The organism is Halorussus vallis (assembly GCF_024138165.1).
GTDB lineage: Archaea > Halobacteriota > Halobacteria > Halobacteriales > Haladaptataceae > Halorussus > Halorussus vallis.
The window spans coordinates 210,089-230,206 of sequence record NZ_CP100002.1 but is presented as its reverse complement, the minus strand read 5'-3'; the positions used below and the strand labels follow the sequence as shown (position 1 = coordinate 230,206).

Genomic DNA, 20,118 nt, shown 5'->3' with positions numbered 1-20,118 from the left:
CGTCGCGCTACCGTTCGACCGACGAGTTCCGGATGCGCTCGCGCACCCGGTTCGGCGTGAACGGAATCTGGTCGACGGTGACGTCGAGCGGTTCGAGCGCAGCGTTGATCGACGCCGCGATTGCCGCCGGACCGTCTATCATCCCACCCTCGCCGGTGCCCTTCGCGCCCGTCTCGGTGAACGGCGAGGGCGTCTCGGTGTGTTCGAGTTTGATTTCGGGGACGTTCTCGATGGAGGGGAGTTTGTAGTCGAACAGCGTGATGGCCTGGGGCTGGCCCGCGTCGTCGTAGCCGAACTCCTCCTGGAGCGCCGCACCGACGCCCTGCGCGATGCCGCCGTGGGCCTGGCCCTCGACGATGGTCGGGTTGAGTTGGGTGCCGCAGTCGCGCAGCGAGTAGAACTTCAGGATGTCGACCTCGCCGGTCTTCGCGTCGACCTCCACGATAGGCGCGTTGGCGGCGAACGCCGCGGTCGGGTACACCGGGAACTTCCGCGAGAGCGCCTCGTCGAACTCCTCCAACTGGGAGGCGGGGTGCTCGTAGTCGTAGCTCGCGCGGACGAACTCGCCGTCGGCGTCGCGGTTGGCGAGGTCGGCGAGCGAGAGCGACTCGCCGGTGTCGACGCGTTCGACTCGCCCATCGCGGTAGGCCACCTCCGCGACGCCGCAGTCCCACTCGCGGGCGGCCAGCGCCTCGAGGTTCTCGACCAGCGTGCGGCCGAGGCCCGCTGTCGCGCCCGAGAGCATCACCGCCATCCGGGAGGCGGCGGTGCCGTACTCGGTCGGGGCCTCGACGCTGTCGAGGTAGCCGACCTCGATGTCGCTCGGCAGGACGCCGAGTTCGTCGGCGAGCAACTGGCTCACGAGCGTCTGGTGGCCCTGCCCGGAGGTGTCGGTCGCGATGTAGGCCTTGACCGTCCCGTCGGCCAGGACCTCCGCCCGGAGGTGTTCGGGGAGTTCGGCCACGTCGTCGCGGTCGCGGTCGTCGAGTTCCGCCCGGTCGGAGCGCTGGCGGTCGGTCCAGTCCGACCCGCTGACGCCCGGTTCGATGTGGACCGTGGGTCGGACGCCGCGGTACTTGCCCTCCTCGCGCTTGGCCGCGACGACCTCGGGGTCGAGCAGGCCGCCCTCGCACCGCTCGTGCTCGTCGACGATTCGCTGGATCTCCTCGAACGCCTCGGGGAAGTCGCCGGAGTCGTAGATGTTCTTCGTCGGGAGTTCGTAGGGCATCTGGTCGGGCGCGATGAGGTTGCGCCGCCGGAGTTCGTCGGGGTCCATCCCGAGTTCGCGGGCGGCCTCCTCGACGATCATCTCCAGCGCGTAGATGTGGGAAGGGACGCCGAACCCGCGGTAGGCGGTCTGGCTGGTCTTGTTCGTCAACACCAGCTCGTACTCGTAGCGGACGTCCTGGATGTCGTAGGCGTTCGAAACCACCGACAGCGGTTTGAGCACCTGGTTGACGGGGTAGCGCGGCCACGCCCCGAAGTCGTCGACGAACCAGACGTCGAGGCCGCGGATCGTCCCGTCGTCGTCGACCGCGAGTTTCACCTCGTACTCGCGCTCGGAGGAGTGCATGTCCCCGCCCTGGAGGTTCTCGATGCGGTCCTCGACGAACTTCACCGGTCGTTCGAGTTGTTGGCTCGCCATCGCGGCGAGACAGCAGTAGCGGTGGATGGCGATCTTGGTGCCGAAACTCCCGCCGACGTCGGCGGGCACGTTGAGGTGGACGTCGTCGGGTCCGTAGCCCAGCGTCTCGTAGACGGTGTCGTCGACCAGCGTGTGCAATTGGATGTTGCAGTCAATGTCGAAGGAGTCGGCGTCGTCGTCGTACTGCGCGACGACGCCCGCGGTTTCGAGCGGGACGCCCGAGATGCGGCCCCACGAGTACGAGGACTCGACGACGCGGTCGGCGTCCTCGAACGCGCCCTCGACGTCGCCGAAGACGAGTTCCTCGCGGTCGGCGACGTTCGAACCGAACTCCTCGTGGACGACGACGTCGTCCTCCAGCGCCCCCCGGGGGTCGACGACGCAGTCGCGCGTTTCGTAGTCGACGACGACGGCGTCAACCGCGTCCTCCGCGACGTACCGGTCGGTCGCGACCACGGCCGCGACCGGTTCGCCGACGTACCGGACCTTCCCGTCGGCCAGCGACCACTCCTCGAAGCCGTTGAGGCCGCAGGGCATCGGGTTGTACCGCTCCTTTATGTCCTCGGCGGTCAGCACCGCCTCACAGCCCGGAACTTCCAGCGCGGCGGAGACGTCGATGTCGACGATGTCGGCGTGGGCGTGCATGCTCCGGACGAGCGCCATGTGGAGGCAGTTCTCCGGGGCGACGTCGTGGACGTACTCCGCTCGCCCGGTCAGGATGCGGTGGTCCTCGACCCGTTCGAGTCCACGGCCGGTGAACTCGGCTTCGCCGGCGCGCTCCTCGACGTCGGCCTCGGGCGGCGACTGCGTGCCCGACATCTACTCGTCCTCCATTCGGTCGGCGGCGCGGTTCACCGCCTCGTAGATGTTCTGGTAGCCGGTACACCGGCAGATGTTGTCGGCGAGCCCCTCGCGAATCTCCTCGTCGTCGGGGTCGGGGTTCTCGTTGAGGAGTTCCTTGGTCGCCATCACGAACCCGCTGGTGCAGAAGCCACACTGGAGGGCGTGCTCCTCGTGGAACGACTGCTGGATGGGGTGGAGCGAACCGTCGTCGGCCAACCCCTCGACGGTTTCGAGTTCTGCGCCGTCGGCCTGCACCGCGTAGCTGAGACACGACTTGACCGCGTCGCCGTCCATCAGTACGGTGCACGCGCCGCAGACGCCGTGTTCGCAGCCGACCCGGACCCCGCGAAGGCCCAGGTGCTCGCGCAGGAAATCAGAGAGCTTGTGGCGGGGTTCGACCTCCGTGGTGACCGTTTCGCCGTTGACGGTGACCGTGATCTCCTCCGTCGGACGGTCGGCGGGGACCGATGTGTCATCGGTGCTCATGGGGATTAATCACATCATCCAAAAGAGGCGAAAACGTCATAAACGTTCCGACGGCGGAGCCGGAAAACCGACCGAACCGAAGCCGACGCGACGGCCGACTCGCCCCGCGGACGCCCGCGCGTCCGACCCCGCGAGCGACCGCTACGCCGACTCGTCGCGCGGGTGTATCGGCCCCTTTCGGTCGGCGAGTCGACCGCCGTCGCGGCCGTTCGAGACGGCCACCGCCTCGGCGACGACGCTCAGCGCGATCTGGCCGGGTTCGCCCCCGCCGAGGTCGAGGCCGACGGGCGTCGCGATGCGGGCGAGGTCGGCCTCCGAGAGCGCGACGCCGTCGTCGTTCAGGTCGTCGCGGAGTTGCTCGAAGCGCTTTCTCGGACCCATCAATCCGACGTACGGCACGTCAGTTTCGAGGAGGGTCTGGAGCGCGAGGCGGTCGTCGAGGAAGTTGTGCGACATCAGGACGGCGTAGGTGCGCTCGGGGTCCTCGAGGACCTCGTCGATGTCGGTCGGGTGGGTCGCAACGACGCGGTCGGCGTGGGGGAACGCGTCGGCGTCGGCCCGCCCGCCGCGGGCCGACGCGACGGTGACGCGGAACCCCGCCTCGCGTCCCAGGCGCGCCACGGGGTGGACGTCGTTCTGGTTGCCGAACAGCAGTAGTTCGGCGACCGGTTCGAGGCCGTCGACGAACACCGAGAGGTCGCCGTCCTCGGTTTCGACGCGCACCGTCTGCGACTTGCCCGCCGCGGCGAACTCAAGCGCTCGCTCGCGGAGCGACGCGACGACGTCGGCCGGGAGCGCCGGACGGGCGTCGGCCGCTCCGGTCCCGGCGGGCGGCGACCATGCGCGGTCGCCGCCCGCCGCGTCGTTCTCGTCTTCCTCGTCGTCGACCGTGAGCGTCGCGCGGGCGCCGACGGGCACCGACTCCGTCTCGCAGACGGCCGTGAGCACCGCGACCGGGCGGACGTCGTCCAGGTGGTCGAGGGGCGCGCGGAGGCTCCCGTCGAGTGGTTCGACCAGGACGTCGATGACGCCGTTGCACCCCAGACCAAGTCCCCAGGCGTCGTCGCCGTCGTCGGTGAGGTCGAACGTCTCGACGGTCGGCGCGTCCGACTCGACGACCTCTCGGCCGATATCGGCGACGGGACCTTCGAGACAACCGGCGGTGACGGCACCGAGGCTCTCGCCGTCGACCGGAATCGCCATCTTCGCCCCCGGGCGGCGGTACGCCGACCCCTCGACGTCAACGACGGTCGCGAGCGCGGTCGGGCGGTCGTCCGCCAGGTGGCGCCGGAGGGCGTCGCGGACCGCGCCGGCGGTCGCGCTCCAGGGGTCGGAGTCGGGAGAGTTACTCATGGGTAGTGCTAACGGGAGGGGATATTTAGGGATTTTCGTGGGTCACCGCTCTCCGAAGGCGCCGGCGGCCTCCATGTCGTCGAGTTCGTCCTCGCCGTAGCCGAGTTCGCGGAAGACCTCGCGGTTGTGCTCGCCGAGTTTCGGCGGCGGGGCGGCGAACCCGCTGTCGGCGTGCGCGTAGTTGAGTGGGTGTTCGACGACCGGAATCTCGCGGTCGCCGTCGGAAATCTCGGTCACCACGCCGCGCGCCTCGGTCTGTTCGTTGTACAGCGCCTCCTCGACGCTCTGGACGGGACCCGCGGGGATGCCCGCCTCCTCGACCAGAATCTCCATCCACTCGTCGGTCGTGCGGTCGGCCAGCGTCGACTCGATTTCGGCTTCGAGTTCGTCCATGTGCTCGACCCGGTCGGCGTTGGTTTCGAACCGGTCGTCCTCGGGGAGGTCCGGGCGGTCGATGGCGGCGCAGAACGCGCCCCAGAGCTTCTGGTTCAGGCAGGCGACGTTGATGTGGCCGTTTTCGGTCTCGTAGGTCTGGTAGGGCGCGAGCACGGGGTCTTTCGTCCCCATCCGGGAGGGCGACTCGCCGGCGAACACCTTGCCGGCCTGCTTGGTCAGCCACGGCAGGGTCGCGTCGAGCATCCCGAGGTCGATGTACTCGCCCTCGCCGGTCCGCTCGCGCTTGTAGAGGCCGTTGACCACGCCGAACGCCGCCCACATCGCGGTGATGAGGTCGGTCTGGGGCAGGCCGACCTTCACCGGGCGACCGTCGGCTTCGCCGGTGACGCTCATGATGCCGCTCATACCCTGGACCAACAAGTCGTAGCCGGGGCGCTTGCTCCAGGGACCCGTCTGGCCGAAGGCCGAGATGGCGCAGTAGATTATCTCGGGGTTCTCCTCGGCGATGCGGTCGTAGTCGACGCCCAACTTCTCGGCGGTGCCCGGTCGGTAGTTCTGGAGGAAGACGTCGGCCTCGCCCGCGAGGTCGTACAGCGCCTCCTTGCCGGCCTCCGACTTGAGGTTCAGTTCGACGCTCTTCTTGCCGTAGTTGACCGTCCAGAAGTACGGCGATTCGCCGTCGATGAACGGCGGGCCGGAGTGGCGATTGTCGTCGCCCGCACCCGGACGCTCCACCTTGATCACGTCCGCGCCCTGGTTGGCGAGCATGAGCGAGCAGAATCCGCCGGTCACGAAGGTCGTGAGGTCCACGACCGTCACACCGTCTAGTATCCGATCTCCCATTGACATCCGTGCGCATACACCGTAAGGCGGAGGGAAAACTTTGCTTTGCGCCCGTCGCCCTGCGATTCGCCGGGTGGCCGGCGACTCGCCGAGAGATTCTCGAACCGTCACCCGAGATTCCGGGTACTCACCGGACGTCGGTCGCCGCGGCGACCGACGTCCGGCCCCCGACGGTCGCGCGCCAGAGCAACCAGACGCCGGCGACCGAGGCAGCCATGACACCGAAACCGGCGGCGTAGGATGCGGTGCTCGCGAGCAACCGTCCCACGAGCCAGGGGTAGACCAGCGCCCCGAGGTTCCCGACGACCAGCATTCCGACCAGCGTCGCGCCGGCGTCGTCGGCCAGTTCCGAGAACGCGAGGCCGAACAGCGGGCCGAACGGCACGCCGAACCCCAGTCCGGTGCCGACGAGCGCGACGGCCAGCAGGAGCGGGGCGTCGGCGACCACCGCCGCGGCGATGGCGCCCAGGAGTCCGGCGAGTCCGAGCAGCGAGAACTCGACCGTCGCTCGCTCGCCGACGCGCCGCGAGAGCCACCCGCCGACCCCGCGCCCGACGACCGTCGCGAGGGCGAAGCCGACGAGAACCGCCGTCGCGGGGAAGGCGGGCGCGCGTTCGAGCACGTCGGCGTACCACGTCGCGGCGACCATCAGGAACCCGAACGTGGCCATGTTCCCCAGTCCGAGCGCGAGGCCGGTCGGCGAGACGAACGGGTCGAGGTAGGTTCCGAGCGAGGGCGGCGGCCGCGTCTCGACCGAACCCAGTCGGAACGCGCTCGCGCCGCCGACCGCGACCGCGGCGGCGGCGACGACCGCGGGGAGCGTCGGCCCGAACGGGTCGAGGACGACCGGCGTGGCCGCCAGCCCCGCGGCGAACCCGAGCGTGAACAGCGCGCCGAGCAACCCCTGCGCGGTCGCGGTGTCGCCGCCCGTCGTGGTCCGACCGACGTGCTTCATGCTGGCGACGAACGCGGTCCCCTGTCCGAGTCCGAGCAGACTCCGCGAGGCCAGGACGGCGGGCAGCGAGGTGACGCCGCCGAGCGCCGCGCCGACGCCGCCGAGGAGGAGTCCCGCCGCCGCGACGCGTCCGACCGGGACGACCCGCGAGAGTCGGTCGGCCGGGAGGACGACGACCAACTGCCCGAGCAGGAACAGCGACATCCCGAGTCCGGCGACGTCGGGCGAGACGCCCCGGTCGATGAGCAGCGAGACGTAAGCGCCGTATCCGCCAACAGAGAGACCGATTCCGAACAGTCCGGTTCCGAGCACGGCGATGGCGCGGCGCGGAAGCGTCGACATCGTCACTCCAGCACCGAGTACGGGACCACGGTCACCGTCTCGCCCTCGGCGAGGTCGTCGGTCGTGACGACGATACCGTCGGCCCTGGTCGCCCGCGTACTCGACGAGAGCACGCTCGGGTCGAACTGTTCGTCGTAGACCCGGAGCGGGGAGTCGACGTGACCGTACGGGGTCGCCTCACCCCCGTCGAGCAACACCGGAACAGCGTACTCGAACCCGTCCGGCCCGAGCGTCACCGCGCGCGACAGTGTCGCCTCGACGCCCGGGAGGTCGGTCCCAGCGCCAGTGAAGAACGGGCGCGCGACCAGCGTCGCGACGGCGTGCGCCCCGACGGGTTTGCCGGGGATGGCGAACGCGACGGCGTCCTGGTCGGGGAGTTCGGCGACCGCGATGGGTTTGCCGGGTCGCACCCGCACGCGGTGGAACAGGACGTCCCCGAGTTCGTCGAGCGCTCGGACGACGTGGTCCTTGTGTCCGACGCTGGTGCCGCCGGTGGTGAGGACCATGTCGTGGTCTTCGGCGACCGCCTCGATTCGGTCCTTCACGCGGTCGTAGTCGTCCGGAACGGTGCCCTCGTAGGTGGCCTCGTGCCCCCACGACCGGACGAGGCCCTGGAGCATCGGCGAGTCGAGGTCCTCGGTCCGGCCGGTGTGAATCTCGGTGCCGGTCGCGAGGACGCCGGCCGACAGACGCCGGCAGACGGCGACCGCCGAGTAGCCGAGGTCGGCCAGTAGGACGGCGTCTCGCGGAGCGAGTCGCTCGCCCGCCTCGAACAGCGTCTCGCCGGCCCGGTAGTTGCTCCCCCGCTCATAGACGTAGGTCCCCGGTTCGAGGGCCGGTCCAGTGAGTCGGCCGTCCTCGACGGTCGCGTCCTCGCGCTTGAGGACGACGTTCGCGTTCTGCGGGAGCGGTGCGCCGGTCGCGATTTCGACGGCCTCGCCTGGTTCCAGCGCCCCGCCGTCGTCCTCCGGGAACACCTCCTCATCGTGGACGTCGAGCGGGTAGTCGTCGGTCGCGTCGAATGCGTAGCCGTCCATCGTCGCGCAGCTCGTTTCGGGCGCGTCGGCGTCGGCGGTGACGTCCTCGCCGAGCGTTCGCCCGGCAGTGGCGTCGAGCGGTACCGACTCGGTGGAGCGGTCGGCCCGGACCGATGCCCGCAGGTCCAGCACGCGCCGAACCGCCTCCGAGCGCCAGAGCATATCCTCGTGGCCGTGGTCGGTCATCGAGTCCCCTTTTCGAGGGAGGCTACAAAATTGTACAGGCTCGTGGCGGGATGGCTCCGGCCACGTATTCGTCTGGAAGAGCTTTGAAGAAAACCGATTTCCGGACTAGTAAGTGTTTTCGATAGGGGTTTCTGCCGTAGTCCCTCGATTCTTGAGTCCGCAATTACCGTCGGGCGATCGGTGGGGCAGAACCCCGACACTGTAGCGTCGATGCTAACCGGTAGTTTCGTGTTCGTCGCGAATTACCACGGCGAACCCGGTTCGATGCTTCCCATCGACGAAGACGGACACACTGCGGTCGCCGAGATGGATGTCGATGAAGGAACGCTCTGTCCGGCCTCGACTTCGGTAATCGCGCTGGACGACGGTGCTGGGTCGCACCACCTAGATTGCCATCTGAATCGAGAATCCACGTACATGACGACGATTAGACTAGGTGCTCACGGCGTTCGAATGCAACGTTCGAACCAGCGTACTTGAGGAGATAGAAACGGAATCTACGTTTACGCGGAGTTCAAGGACGAAAGCACCCCATCAGTGATGTTTATATATCTCCACACGTATCGTTACACTTGAGCTATGGCTTTATGCCTACTGAACGCCAAGCCCGCCGTCTTCATCACGTCTCGGCATTTTCTGTCGATTGTTTCCGCTATTCGGTCGTTCAAAATCCATACGAATGGACAAATAGCGCGGCCGGGAGGAGAACGGCCATGCAGTAACCTACAAAAGTCCACCGAAGGTAATTTACATATACTGTCAATTACGGCTAACGTCGGGCGGTTTTATAGTTCAGCGGCATGAGGACACGGTTGATGACGGTACGTATACTGCGCGGAGCAGTTCGAACGGATAGTTCATCGTCTCGCCACCGTAATTATGACGGCGAAATGGCCATTCCCGCCCGCGACGCCCGTTCGGAGGAGACTGATGGACAAAATTAGCACCGACGCCGCACCGCCGAGCATCGGCCCGTTTTCACAAGCACTCCGCGACGGCGACCGGATCTACGTCTCAGGGCAAGGACCCGTCGACCCAGAATCGGGCGAGATCGTCGGCGAGGACATCGGAGAGCAGACCGCACGAACGCTCGAAAACATCGACGCAGTTCTCGCTGCGGCGGATTGCTCACTTGACGATGTGGTGAAAGCAACCGTCTTTGTCCAGGATATGGACGACTACGACACCATCAACGAGGTGTACGCTGAGTACATGTCGCCGCCATATCCAGCCCGGAGCGCGGTCCAGATAGAGGACCTGCCCATCGATATTGGCGTTGAGATAGAGGTCATCGCGACCGCACGTGGGAGCGAGGAGTGAGGAGTACAAGGTGACAGAACAATGAGAGCTATCGCGGTCCGACGCGACGAGTCCGAACCACGTGTCATCGACGTGCCGAAACCGACCCCCGGGTCCGGTGAAGCACTAATTCGAACGCTCCGAATCGGCATTGACGGCACCGACCACGAAGTCGTCGACGGGAACCACGGCGGATTTCCCGCAGATTCGGCGTATCAAATCCTCGGCCATGAGGCCGTCGGAGTCGTTGAGGACGCCAACGACACCGACTTCAACGAAGGCGACCTCGTCGTGCCGACCGTCCGGCGGCCGCCCGTTGGGCAACCGACGGCCGAATACTTCGAGCGGGGCGAACCCGACATGGCCCCCGACGGCGCGTACGTCGAGCGAGGAATCGTCGGCGCGCACGGCTACATGTCGGAGTACTTCACCGCCCCCGAAGCGTTCCTCGTCGGCGTCCCCGACGACTTCGCAACGACCGGGTTCCTCATCGAACCGATCTCGAACTCCGAGAAGGCGCTCGAACACGCCTACGCGAGCAGATCGGCGTTCGAGTGGGACCCCGAGTCGGCGCTCATCCTCGGCAACGGCCCACTGGGGCTGTTGACGCTTGCAATGCTGGCCGGAAGTGACGACTTCGAGCGCTGTTACTGTCTCGGGCGGCGAAACCGCCCCGACCCGACAATCGAGATAATCGAACGCCTCGGGGCAACGTATATCGATTCGCGCGAGACGCCCCTCTCGACGGTGCCGGACGCAAACGAGCCGATGGACTTCATCTACGAAGCGACCGGCTACGCGCCACACGCCTTCGAAACCGTCGAGGCGCTCGCACCGAATGGCGTCGGCATGCTGCTCGGCATCCCATCGGACGGGCGTATCGAAATCAACGGCGGCCGCGTCCATCGAGAGATGGTGTTGCAGAACAAGGCGTTGCTCGGCAGCGTCAACTCGAACGTCGCGCAGTACGAAACCGCCAAAGCGTCGCTTGCTGCGTTCCCCGATTGGTTCGCCGACGCGCTCGTTACCGACGTCCACGACCCCGACGAGGTCGAGCGAGCGTTTGAAACCGGCGACGACGTAATCAAGAGCGTCGTGGAGTTCGACACGGTGTAGCGCCACCGAATCACGTTGGCGTCGTCGACGACTCGTGGGTGCCGTACTCGTCGACGATTTCGTATTCGTCGGCGCTAATCGTACTGTGTCGTCAGGAATCAAGGACGCTACGTCTTTTCGACCGGGTCGATAGTGTACTTGCTTCTGTCGAACGAACGGAGGTCTTGGACACCGCTCCGGGGACGGGAATCTTGGAGTCCGCCAGCGCGGCGTACCAGTTCAGTCCGCGTCGCAGAGAGTTATCCCAGTCCTCGTCCGCGTCCGAGGAGAGTACGTACTCTCCTCGGGACAACCGATTTCGTAAGTCTCGTGCAGCAGTCCCTCTGCTGTCTGCGCGACCCTGTTCGGGGTCGCCGGTAACTCCGTTCTACTATCGAGACGCTTTCGTCTTCGTCTTTTCGGGCATACCGTCTCCGCTGTACTGGAAGCGTATCAAGTCAGAAGAAACCGATGCTGTTACTCCTCGGCCTGTGCGGTGATACGTTCGACGGCATAGTCGGCTTCTTCGTCGGTGAGGCACATCGGATTGACCGTGAACTCCCCTGCCGGAAGCGCGTCCGCGCCGACGAACACGCGCGGTTCCTCGCGGCGGAGATCGCCGACTATGTCGGTCGCCGACACGCCGGCGACCTTGGCGTTAACCGAGACGACCACCTCGGGAGCGACGGCGGTCTTGTCGTCGGCCGTGAGCGACGTGTCGAAGCCCGCGACTTCGTCGAGGTCGGCGGCGATTCGCTGTGCGCGGTCGAGCCACTCCTCGACCAGCGCGTCGTGGTCCTCCTCGACGAACAGTTCGAGCGCGCGGATCAGACCGACGAGTTCCTCCTTGCCGACCTTCATCGGGCGACCGATTCCCTGCCGCGGGACGCCACCGAACCGACCAGGATCGACCAGTTCTCGCGGCGGTTCCCACACCTGCTCGGCGGCGTGCATGTCGAGGTGCTGAGCGGCAGCCGACTCGACGAGGCCGCCCCGTCCGGCGAGTATTCCCGTGGTCTGGGGGCCGCGAATGGCCTTCCCGCCGCTGAACGCGACGAGGTCCGCACCGGCGTCGACGAACGCCTCGAAGTTGCTCGTCGGCGGGAGCTCGGCGGCGGCGTCCACGATGACCGGGACGCCGTGATTGTGAGCGATGTCGCACACCACGTCCAGCGGCGGTTCGGTGTAGGACTTTTCGACGTAGGCGACCGCGGCGGTATCCTCGCCGATAGCGTCTTCGATTTCCCAGGGTTCGACGTTCCGCGAGCCGGTGCCGAGGTGCTTGTCGTCGGTCCCCACGTCGACGATGCGCGCGCCAGCCCCGCGGAGCGCGTGGTCATAGCCCGTCCGGTGCGTCCGCGGCATGACGATCTCGTCGGGGACGCCTTCGGTGTCAGGCAGACGGGCCATCGCGCCGAGATCGTCGCCCGCGATGCAGGCGGCCGCGCCGAGCGCGAGCGCGCTCGCCGCACCGGACGCGACGTAGCCAGCGTCCGCGCCGGTCACGTCCGCGATTAACTCGCTTGCTCTGGCCTGCAGGTCCGAAAGCCGCACGAACGCCTCTGACGCCCGACCCATTGCCTCGACGGCCTCCGGCCGTATTCGGCTCCCGCCGATGCGCGTCTTCGTCCCCGTCGCGTTGACGACGTGCGGGATGCCCAACTCCTCGTAGATCGTCTGAGATGACATACGAACGTCTCGCGCGCCGGACCGTAAATAGGTTCGGCGTTCGCTCGTCGGAATTCGTTCGAACTTACGTTCGGAGACCGATTTCGACCGACCTACTGTTGGGAATCGCGCCAGCCAGTCGACCGTCGGGGGAATGAAACCCCCCGAGCGCTCGCGCTCATCGTCGTCTTTCTGGAGTCGTTTGTGCTTGGAAGCGCTCTCTATCGTGGGTATCGGTACGTTCATTGCATCCGAACGACCATCGCAGCACGTCACGGATATGTCCGATATCGAAACCGGCACGAGCTACTTCGGCGTACAGGACCCCGAACACGCGACGGCGGACGTAGAGCGCTTCCGCGAGGCCGGACTTGACGCCGTCCTCCACACGTTCAGCGAGCGGGACCGAGCGTTCTACCGAGAGTCGATGGCCGACATCGTGGCCGCAAGCGACGAGTGGGGATTGACGACCTACGTCAACCCGTGGGCGGTCGGCGGCGTCTTCGGCGGCGAGGAGTACTCCCGGTTCGTCGCCCACAATCCAGACTCCCGGCAGGTACTCAACACCGGCAATCGCGTCCCGGCCGCCTGCTTCAACGCTCCGACGTTCCGCGAATACATGCGCGAGTGGACGCGAGACGCCGCCGGACTCGGCGCAGATGTCCTCTTCTGGGACGAACCGCATTGGCACAACGTCCACTGGTACGAAGACGGCTACCCCGACGACGTCTGGTGCTGTCGGTGCGACCACTGCAAAGAGCGGTACCGCGAACGCTACGACGAGCCGATGCCCGCGACCGAAACCGAACAGGTTTCGCGGTTCCGCGAAACCTCGATGCTCGACTTCCTGGATGAGATGATGGCCCTAACCCGTAACGAGGGTGCGACGAACGCCGTCTGTCTCATGCCCACCCAGTCGGCCGACCACGGACCGCGCGACTGGGCAGAATTGGCGAAGAACGAGCACGTCGACGTGCTAGCGACCGATCCCTACTGGGCGGCGTTCGCCGAGGACGCCGACCCCGGCGAGTACGTCGCGCGCTTCGGCGAGGAACTGGTCGCGGTCGCTGACGACCACGGTCTGCGGAGCCAGCTCTGGATTCAGGGCTTTGGATTGTCCGGCGAGTCGGCCACGGACGACGTACGCACCGCGACACGAACCGCGCTCGACCTCGGCGCGGACAGCGTGTTCATGTGGGGCTACGACGGCTGTCGGACGATCTCGGAGATCGCTTGCGAGGACCCGATGGCCGTGTGGGACGCCTACCTCGAGGAGTTGCCCTGACCGACGCGCGGTCTCGTTGGAACGATTCGGCTACGTTACACGGTCGAGGATGCGGCTCCAGAGCGTCGGGAGGTGGTTCCACGAGAGCAGCCCCTCTGGTGCCCAGTGAGGCGCACAGTCGGTGGCGTACGCGAACGTACTGCCGTCACCGTAGTCGCCGATGGTGAGGAAGGGGTCATCCCGGACCGTCGCCCAGACCTCGGCGTCCGGTTTTGCCGTAGTTCGGTTGTAGCCGAGGATGTGGGGCCACTTCGCGGGGAGGTCGGCGTCCGGCACGCCCTCGTTCTGGGGGGTTGCGCCGTCGGGTGTCTCCACTCGGTCGTCGCCCGTGGTGATTTCGACCGGCAACACGTCCGCGATGCGCGTTGTTCCGTACCTGGCCTGGCCGCCTTTCCCCGCGAAACTCATGTAGCCGCCGACCATGCCGAGCGCGCCGCCGTCCCGGACCCACTCTGCGAGTAGCGCACAGCGGTCGACGTCGGTGTCGCCGTCGGCGACCCGTTCCGTAATTTGGAGCGTGTCCGCGCCGACGTCGCTGAGAATCACGAGGTCGTACTCGTTGAGGTCCGATTTCGTTCGGGGGAACGACTCCGCGACGACGTGGCACGGCTGATACGTCACCGACGCGCCGATCTCTTCGAGCGTCGAGACGAATCTGTCGGCCGCCTCGCCGTACCGACTATCCCGCAGGACGTTTCGGCCCTTGATTTCGAACTGTACCGTCACCCACGACTCGCCGGCGAGGAGGATGCTCGTCATCGTCCGCGGGGTCGAACGCTGGGGGCATAAGTATAGGGATTATGGGCGCTGGCGAACCGCTATCCGACGGGTATGCTGCAATCTCCGGTGTGTCGTACCGCTATTCTGGAAGTAGTTCTCGCTCCAATCCGTCGTCTCGACTGGCGAACTGCCCTGTCAGAACGGGAACAGACGCTCGGCCGCCTCGTCGGTGAGCGCTCGGCCGTACTCGCTCGCCTCGAACGCCTCCGCGTAGCGAACGTCCTCGCCGGACGCGCCGTACCGCTCGACGAGGGCGTCTCGGTAGCGGTCCGAGACGTCTGCGAGTACCTCGACGTGGGGGAGGCCGCCGCCTCGAAGCCACTCGAATCGCTCGTCGGGGTCGTCGGGAACCGCCTCCAACGTGCCCTCGACGGAGGGTAGCCACTCGTACATCTGCGACTCGTGGCAGTCCAGCATCTCGAATTTCCGTCCCGCAACGTCGTCGATGTCCACGACCACGTCCGGCGAGAAGGGGTACGGTCGCTCGAACGTGTCGCTCAAATACGCGAAGACCGGGTTCCGGTCGAGCGCGGGCGTCGCCGGGCAGACGTTCGGTACCGCGACGAGGTAGGCGGCGTCCCGCACGAGTCGGGACGTGTACCGATGGTCCGGGTGATAGTCGTTCGGCCGGTGGGTCAGCACGAGGTCGGGTCGGAACTCCCGAATCCGGCGGACGAGTCGGTCGCGGTTCTCCAGCGACGGTCGGAGACGGCCGTCGGGAACGTCGAACATCTCGAACTCGACGCCGGCGACGGCCGCCGACGCCTCGGCCTCCGCGTGGCGACGTTCGACGAGTTGCCTTCCTGCGAGTTCGTGGTGGCCCGCCTCGCCGTTCGTCGTCGAGACGAACAGCACCTTGTGGCCCCGGTCGGCGTACTTGCAGGCGATTCCGCCTGCTTTGAGGTCGCAGTCGTCGGGATGAGCACCGACGACGAGAACGTGCAGCGTCTCGGTTGGCATGATTTTCGGGACACCCGGCGGCAGTATAAAATCTACGAACCGAACGTCTCTTCGCCGCCACGCGGACGTTCACTGATTCGGGTACGGAATTATTTGTAGGTGGACACCAAGGGGAAGGTATGTCGATTACGAACGTCGACGCCATCCCGGTAGAGATGGGCGTCAAGCCGCTCGAATCGGACCTCGGTCTCGCACCGTACGTGAGCAACCACGATGAAGTTACCTCTGTCACACGGATGCTCGTCAGAGTCGACACCGACGACGGCGTGACCGGGTGGGGTGAGATGCTCGTGGGCATGAAGTCAGCCGCCGTGACGAAGGCCGTGATGGACGACGTCGTCGCCCCCGAACTCGTCGGCCGGGAGGTCGGTGAGATACGCGACTTCGTCGAGTCGTTCTACTTCCCGTACGTGAAGGTGCGACCGTTCCTCGGCGCCGTCGAGACTGCCCTCTGGGACGCGTTCGGCAAGTCGGTCGGCCAACCCGTCCACCGATTGCTCGGCGGGAAGACTCGTGACCGGGTAGAGATCGCCACGTGTCTCGGCATCCTCGGACCCGAGGAGTCTCGCACGTACGCCCGACGGGCCGTCGAACACGGGTTCTCGACGTTGAAGACGAAGGCCGGTCCCGACTGGCGCGAGGACGTGGCGCGCATCCGCGCAATGCACGACGAAGCGGATGGCCAACTGGAGTTCAGACTTGATCCCAACCAGGGGTGGTCGTTCGAGGACGCGGTCAGGGTCGCCACCCGACTCGAAGAGGCTGGCATCCTGCTCCAGTATCTCGAACAACCGGTCCGCATCGACACCTACGGCGCGTACGCCTCGCTCCGGGACCGCGTCCGGACGCCGATAGCGGTCAACGAGGACACGTACTTTCCGCGAAACCTCAGATACCTCCTACAGGCCGACGCCATCGACGTCGCCGTCGTCGATCTAGTCCCCGCAGGTGGCATCCTTCGCGTCCGCGAGCAGGTCGCGATGGCCGCCAACGCGGGCGTCTCGGTCTCCCACCACTGCGGGTTCGACCTCGGCGTCAAGACCGCGGCGATGCTCCACACGGTCGCGAGCACGCCCGGCATCAATCTGCCGCCTGACAGCGTCTACTACGGGTGGAACGACTACGTCATCGAGGACCCGTTCGAGGTCGAAGACGGTGCGTTGCCAGTGCCGGACGGGCCGGGCCTCGGCGTCGAAGTGGACGAGGACAAGGTCGAACGGTACCGGGTCGACTGACTAAAATCGGGAACTTAGTCGCTTCCGGCCGTCTCGCGTCTGCTCGCGTCGTCGGACCCACCTTCTTCTCGCGTCCCCTCACCGCCGAGCGGTTCGCTCTCCCAATACTCGTGGTCCGGTTCCGCGCGGAAGCAAGCGGTCCGTCGGCCGTCGCCGTCGTGGTCTTCGAGCGACGGGCACTCGCGCGTGCAGGCCTCCCGTGCTTCGAGACAACGCGTGTGGAACCGACATCCCGAGGGCGGGTCGGTCGGTTCGGGGATGTCGAGCGACCGCACCGGCGGCGTCGAGACGCCGTCCGAGCGGTTCCGGAGGTCCGAAGTTGCCCACAGCAACACCTTCGTGTAGGGGTGTTGTGGGTCGTGGATTATCTGTTCCGGCGTCCCGATTTCGACAAGTTCGCCGAGGTACATGATGCCGATGCGGCCGCCAGCGCGTTGGGTGAGGTGTTTCGCGTTGGCGAGGTTGTGCGAGATGAACAGGTAGGAGGTGTTGAACTGTTCTTGCAGTTCGAGCATCAGGTCCATCATCTCCGCGCGGAGCGACACGTCGAGCGCGCTGATGGCTTCGTCGGCGAGGATGAGGTCCGGGTTCATCAACAGCGCCCGGACGAGCGCGACGCGCTGTTGCTCACCGCCGGACAGTTGGTGTGGATACCGACCGGCGTACTCTTCCGCCGGCGTCATGCCGACGTATTCGAGGAGGCCGTAGATGCGGACGCGGCGGTCGGCCTCGCTCATATCGGGTTGCCACTTCTCCAGCGGCGCCGAGAGTGTCGACTCGATGGTGTAGTTCGAGTTCAGCGAACTGCCGGGGTCCTGATGAATCATTTGAAGTGACCGTCGAATCTCCGCCCACGAGTACGTTTGGTCCCCTCGGTGGCCGAGAAGGCCGTCCGAATCCTTGGCCTCCCAGAGATCTTGACCGCGGTAACGCACCTCGCCCCCGGTCGGTCGCTGGATGCCGATGGCCGTTTTTCCGAGCGTCGTCTTCCCGCAACCGGACTCCCCGACGAGCGCGACGACGTCGTTCTCGTAGATGTCGAGGCTCACATCGTCGACGGCGTGGACGGTTTCGGACCCGGCAAGGCCGAACAGACGCTTCTTCTCGAAGTGGACGCTCACGTCCCGAATCGAAAGCAACGGTTCGTTGGCCGTGTGGCTCATCGAGGCACACCTCCGGAACCCCCATCGTACTCACGGTCGATTGGATCCTCCGCGTCGTCGAGCGTCAACGGAATTTTCTCGCGGGCGGCCTCCCAGTAGAAGCAGGCGGCTGTGTGGTCGTTCGGGCGGTCGGCGCTCACGTCGTGCATGGACGGGTCGTTCGCTTTGCACGTTTCGTCTGCCAGCGGACACCGGGCGTGGAACGAACAGCCGGCGGGGACTGCGGCGGGGTTGGGGCTGGACCCCTCAATGCCCTCCAGGTTCATCGACCGGTCGGAGATGTTCGGCACGGCGTTGAGCAGGGCGCGCGTGTAGGGGTGGCCGGCACGTTCGATGAGCTCGTCCGTCGGGCCGAGTTCGACGAGGTCGAAGGCGTACATCACGGCCAACCGGTCGGCGAGGTCCGCGACCAGCGGGAGGTCGTGGGTGACGAACACCAGCGTCAGGTTGTACTTCTCTTGGAGGTTCTCCAGCATGCTGACGATGGACCGCTGCATGAGGAGGTCGAGCGCGGCCGTCGGTTCGTCCATCACGACGACGTTCGGTTCGAGGACGAGTCCGAGCGCGATGAGCGCGCGCTGTTTCATGCCGCCGGACAGCTCGTACGGATGCGACTCCAACACCTGCTCTGCCGGCAGATAGAGGTCGGCCAGCAGTTCGCGGGCGTGTTCCATCCCTTCCTCGACGTTCGCGCCGTGAGCGCGAAGCGTCTCCTCGAAGTGGTCACCGATTATCATCGTTGGGTTGAACGCGCTCTGGGCACCCTGGATGACGAACGAGATCTCGTTCCAGCGGAGCGCCGTCAGTTCTTCCCGCGAGAGCGAGAGGATATCGACGGACTCCCCGTCCGGCGGATGGTAGATGACCTCACCGCTCGCCTGACCCGGCGAGACGACGGCGTCCAGCATCGCGGAGGCGAGCATCGATTTACCCGACCCGCTCTCGCCGACGACGCCGAGTGCTTCGCCGGCACGAACGTCGAGGTCCACGTCACGGAGGACGCGAGAATCGGCGTCGTTAGTGTTGAACGAGACGCTCGCGTCTCGAACCTCCAGTATGACGTCTGCGTCGGTTTGCTCGTCGGTAGCGTTCGCCGTGGGTCGGCGTTCACCCTCCATCGAACTTACCATCCGTCGCATCCTCCTCGGCATCGGCCAGTAGACCGGTGTCGTTCGGTCCAAACGGTGGACTCGCGGCGGTCGGTCCAATCAACGGATTTGTGGCGGTCAATGGGTTTCACAGGCCGGTGGTGGTCGACGTGCTGAGACGGTCGGGTCGAGGGAGTGTCGAAGCTGGTGATGGTGTCGAGAGCGGACATGTACTTGGATGTAGTGTGTCGTATCATTGGTTGTCAGTGGTAGCCGATAAGTCGCAGTCCGAGGTGGCCCAGGACGGCGTAGATGAATGCGCTCACACCCCAGACGGCAAACATTCCGGCGAGGACGCCGTTGAACAGTCCGACGAAGACGTACTCCGACAGTAGGGCGGCGAGCAGACAACAGACGACGCCGATCGTCGTGACGAAGGCGAGGAACGACTTACGAATCGCCAGCAGCAATGATGTCGCAACGCCGTTTGAGGAGTGGCCGGTACTCACGATGTCTCACCTCCGCTCGCCGACTTTTCGTGGCGGGCGCGCAGTCGGACGTTGAAGACGCGGTCAAGTCCCTGTGCGAGTAGGATGAAGCCGAGCGAGAGGAGGATGATGAGCGCCATTGGGACGAGCAACCAGTGGATCTGGTTCAGATTCGTCAGGTTCGCATTAGTGTAGGCGTCGTCCATCATCACGCCCCAGTTCAGCTGTGACTGTGGCAGGATGCCGAGGAAGTACAGCGCGACCGATTCGAAGATGATTCTGCGTGCGCTATTGGCGAAGTTCACCGAGATGTACGGCATCAGGTTCGAGACGACGTCCCGACGAAGGATGTGAACGTCAGATAGTCCCATGATACGCGACGCCTCGGTGAACGCCTCCTCCCGGATGCTCAACACCTGCGAGCGGATGGTACGAGCCAGTCGCGGCCAGTTGTCGATTCCGAGGATGAGTCCGACCACGAATGGATTCTCCGGCTGATAGATGGTCGCCAGCACGATGATCAACACCAGTCCTGGAATCGTGAGGACGGTGTCGGTCAGCATCATCAACACCGAATCGGTGCGGCCCCCGCGATAGCCCGCGACGGTTCCGATGACGGTCCCGAGGACGACCGAGAGCAACGCACCGGCAGTGATCATCTGCAACATCGCAGGAGTTGCGTGGACGACCTGCTTGAACAACGACTCACCCATGACGCCGGTCCCAAGCGGGAAATCCCAGTCCGTGAACGGAGGAACGAAGATCGGCCCTTCCATCACGGTCGGCCTGGGAACGACGTAGATGCCGACCGTGCCCATTAGAACGAACCCGAGCAGTATAACCGATCCGACGAAGCCCCGCCAGTCGTTCACCAGTATCGCCGCCGGTGCATAGATGCGGCGTTCGAACCCACGCTCGACTTTTTCGCGGACCGTCGGATCGGGTACGTTCGACGTCTGCGTAAAGATCGT

17 protein-coding genes are annotated in these 20,118 nt (G+C 65.8%); 4 read left to right on the top strand and 13 right to left on the bottom strand.

Annotation, left to right across the window (positions count from 1 at the left end; genetic code table 11):
* Nucleotides 1-7 precede the first annotated feature (7 nt).
* From NGM07_RS23630 to NGM07_RS23605, 6 genes are all read right to left on the bottom strand, one after another.
* Nucleotides 8-2,464 carry a xanthine dehydrogenase family protein molybdopterin-binding subunit gene (locus tag NGM07_RS23630; protein ID WP_253521431.1) on the bottom strand — a complete coding sequence of 819 codons (2,457 nt, stop codon included), beginning with the start codon at nt 2,462-2,464 and terminating at the stop codon, nt 8-10.
* On the bottom strand, nt 2,465-2,974 hold the full coding sequence (locus NGM07_RS23625) for a (2Fe-2S)-binding protein (RefSeq protein ID WP_253521428.1): 510 nt from the start codon (nt 2,972-2,974) through the stop codon (nt 2,465-2,467).
* A 141-nt stretch (nt 2,975-3,115) separates the two neighbouring features.
* Nucleotides 3,116-4,327 (bottom strand): XdhC family protein, encoded by a 1,212-nt coding sequence (locus NGM07_RS23620; RefSeq protein ID WP_253521425.1) that lies wholly within the window; start codon nt 4,325-4,327, stop codon nt 3,116-3,118.
* Nucleotides 4,328-4,369: 42 nt separating this feature from the next.
* On the bottom strand, nt 4,370-5,572 hold the full coding sequence (locus tag NGM07_RS23615) for a CaiB/BaiF CoA transferase family protein (protein ID WP_253521422.1): 1,203 nt from the start codon (nt 5,570-5,572) through the stop codon (nt 4,370-4,372).
* A gap of 121 nt (nt 5,573-5,693) precedes the next feature.
* Nucleotides 5,694-6,863, bottom strand: a complete 1,170-nt coding sequence (locus NGM07_RS23610; RefSeq protein ID WP_253521419.1) for an MFS transporter — start codon at nt 6,861-6,863, stop codon at nt 5,694-5,696.
* Between the two features lie 2 nt (nt 6,864-6,865).
* Complete coding sequence (locus NGM07_RS23605; RefSeq protein WP_253521416.1) at nt 6,866-8,086, bottom strand: molybdopterin molybdotransferase MoeA; 1,221 nt, start codon at nt 8,084-8,086, stop codon at nt 6,866-6,868.
* A 930-nt stretch (nt 8,087-9,016) separates the two neighbouring features.
* Between NGM07_RS23605 and NGM07_RS23600 the strand changes: the two genes are divergently transcribed.
* Together NGM07_RS23600 and NGM07_RS23595 are read left to right on the top strand one after the other, a co-directional pair.
* Nucleotides 9,017-9,406, top strand: a complete 390-nt coding sequence (locus NGM07_RS23600; RefSeq protein WP_253521413.1) for a Rid family detoxifying hydrolase — start codon at nt 9,017-9,019, stop codon at nt 9,404-9,406.
* 21 nt (nt 9,407-9,427) lie between these two features.
* A complete protein-coding gene (locus NGM07_RS23595) occupies nt 9,428-10,501 on the top strand; it encodes a glucose 1-dehydrogenase (RefSeq protein WP_253521410.1) in 1,074 nt (357 codons plus the stop codon).
* A gap of 456 nt (nt 10,502-10,957) precedes the next feature.
* Here the strand turns inward: NGM07_RS23595 and NGM07_RS23590 are convergent, their stop codons facing one another.
* Complete coding sequence (locus NGM07_RS23590; protein WP_253521407.1) at nt 10,958-12,169, bottom strand: aminotransferase class V-fold PLP-dependent enzyme; 1,212 nt, start codon at nt 12,167-12,169, stop codon at nt 10,958-10,960.
* A gap of 259 nt (nt 12,170-12,428) precedes the next feature.
* Between NGM07_RS23590 and NGM07_RS23585 the strand changes: the two genes are divergently transcribed.
* Nucleotides 12,429-13,433 carry a hypothetical protein gene (locus NGM07_RS23585; RefSeq protein WP_253521404.1) on the top strand — a complete coding sequence of 335 codons (1,005 nt, stop codon included), beginning with the start codon at nt 12,429-12,431 and terminating at the stop codon, nt 13,431-13,433.
* Nucleotides 13,434-13,463: 30 nt separating this feature from the next.
* On the opposite strand, the gene NGM07_RS23580 is transcribed toward NGM07_RS23585, so the two are convergent.
* Nucleotides 13,464-14,192: a glutamine amidotransferase gene (locus tag NGM07_RS23580; RefSeq protein WP_253521401.1), complete on the bottom strand. Its 729-nt coding sequence runs from the start codon at nt 14,190-14,192 to the stop codon at nt 13,464-13,466.
* 156 nt (nt 14,193-14,348) lie between these two features.
* The gene (locus NGM07_RS23575) at nt 14,349-15,173 is read right to left on the bottom strand and encodes a PIG-L deacetylase family protein (RefSeq protein WP_253521398.1); all 825 of its coding nucleotides are present in this window, start codon (nt 15,171-15,173) and stop codon (nt 14,349-14,351) included.
* 119 nt (nt 15,174-15,292) lie between these two features.
* Between NGM07_RS23575 and NGM07_RS23570 the strand changes: the two genes are divergently transcribed.
* Nucleotides 15,293-16,408 carry a mandelate racemase/muconate lactonizing enzyme family protein gene (locus NGM07_RS23570; protein WP_253521397.1) on the top strand — a complete coding sequence of 372 codons (1,116 nt, stop codon included), beginning with the start codon at nt 15,293-15,295 and terminating at the stop codon, nt 16,406-16,408.
* A 14-nt stretch (nt 16,409-16,422) separates the two neighbouring features.
* Here NGM07_RS23570 and NGM07_RS23565 read toward each other — a convergent pair whose 3' ends face one another.
* The 4 genes from NGM07_RS23565 to NGM07_RS23550 form a co-directional block, all read right to left on the bottom strand.
* A complete protein-coding gene (locus tag NGM07_RS23565) occupies nt 16,423-17,571 on the bottom strand; it encodes an ABC transporter ATP-binding protein (protein ID WP_253521395.1) in 1,149 nt (382 codons plus the stop codon).
* Nucleotides 17,568-18,701 (bottom strand): ABC transporter ATP-binding protein, encoded by a 1,134-nt coding sequence (locus NGM07_RS23560; RefSeq protein WP_253521393.1) that lies wholly within the window; start codon nt 18,699-18,701, stop codon nt 17,568-17,570. The genes NGM07_RS23565 and NGM07_RS23560 overlap by 4 nt, the downstream gene beginning before the upstream one ends.
* A gap of 221 nt (nt 18,702-18,922) precedes the next feature.
* A complete protein-coding gene (locus NGM07_RS23555) occupies nt 18,923-19,168 on the bottom strand; it encodes a hypothetical protein (RefSeq protein WP_253521392.1) in 246 nt (81 codons plus the stop codon).
* Nucleotides 19,165-20,115 carry an ABC transporter permease gene (locus NGM07_RS23550; RefSeq protein ID WP_382194582.1) on the bottom strand — a complete coding sequence of 317 codons (951 nt, stop codon included), beginning with the start codon at nt 20,113-20,115 and terminating at the stop codon, nt 19,165-19,167. Before NGM07_RS23550 ends, NGM07_RS23555 begins: the two co-directional genes overlap by 4 nt.
* Nucleotides 20,116-20,118: the final 3 nt, after the last annotated feature.

Bases quoted from the DNA above. Each gene is read 5' to 3' on its own strand.
- NGM07_RS23630 (WP_253521431.1), bottom strand. From the start codon at position 2,464: ATGTCGGGCACGCAGTCGCCGCCCGAGGCCGACGTCGAGGAGCGCGCC.
- NGM07_RS23625 (WP_253521428.1), bottom strand. From the start codon at position 2,974: ATGAGCACCGATGACACATCGGTCCCCGCCGACCGTCCGACGGAGGAG.
- NGM07_RS23620 (WP_253521425.1), bottom strand. From the start codon at position 4,327: ATGAGTAACTCTCCCGACTCCGACCCCTGGAGCGCGACCGCCGGCGCG.
- NGM07_RS23615 (WP_253521422.1), bottom strand. From the start codon at position 5,572: ATGTCAATGGGAGATCGGATACTAGACGGTGTGACGGTCGTGGACCTC.
- NGM07_RS23610 (WP_253521419.1), bottom strand. From the start codon at position 6,863: ATGTCGACGCTTCCGCGCCGCGCCATCGCCGTGCTCGGAACCGGACTG.
- NGM07_RS23605 (WP_253521416.1), bottom strand. From the start codon at position 8,086: ATGACCGACCACGGCCACGAGGATATGCTCTGGCGCTCGGAGGCGGTT.
- NGM07_RS23600 (WP_253521413.1), top strand. From the start codon at position 9,017: ATGGACAAAATTAGCACCGACGCCGCACCGCCGAGCATCGGCCCGTTT.
- NGM07_RS23595 (WP_253521410.1), top strand. From the start codon at position 9,428: ATGAGAGCTATCGCGGTCCGACGCGACGAGTCCGAACCACGTGTCATC.
- NGM07_RS23590 (WP_253521407.1), bottom strand. From the start codon at position 12,169: ATGTCATCTCAGACGATCTACGAGGAGTTGGGCATCCCGCACGTCGTC.
- NGM07_RS23585 (WP_253521404.1), top strand. From the start codon at position 12,429: ATGTCCGATATCGAAACCGGCACGAGCTACTTCGGCGTACAGGACCCC.
- NGM07_RS23580 (WP_253521401.1), bottom strand. From the start codon at position 14,192: ATGACGAGCATCCTCCTCGCCGGCGAGTCGTGGGTGACGGTACAGTTC.
- NGM07_RS23575 (WP_253521398.1), bottom strand. From the start codon at position 15,173: ATGCCAACCGAGACGCTGCACGTTCTCGTCGTCGGTGCTCATCCCGAC.
- NGM07_RS23570 (WP_253521397.1), top strand. From the start codon at position 15,293: ATGTCGATTACGAACGTCGACGCCATCCCGGTAGAGATGGGCGTCAAG.
- NGM07_RS23565 (WP_253521395.1), bottom strand. From the start codon at position 17,571: ATGAGCCACACGGCCAACGAACCGTTGCTTTCGATTCGGGACGTGAGC.
- NGM07_RS23560 (WP_253521393.1), bottom strand. From the start codon at position 18,701: ATGGTAAGTTCGATGGAGGGTGAACGCCGACCCACGGCGAACGCTACC.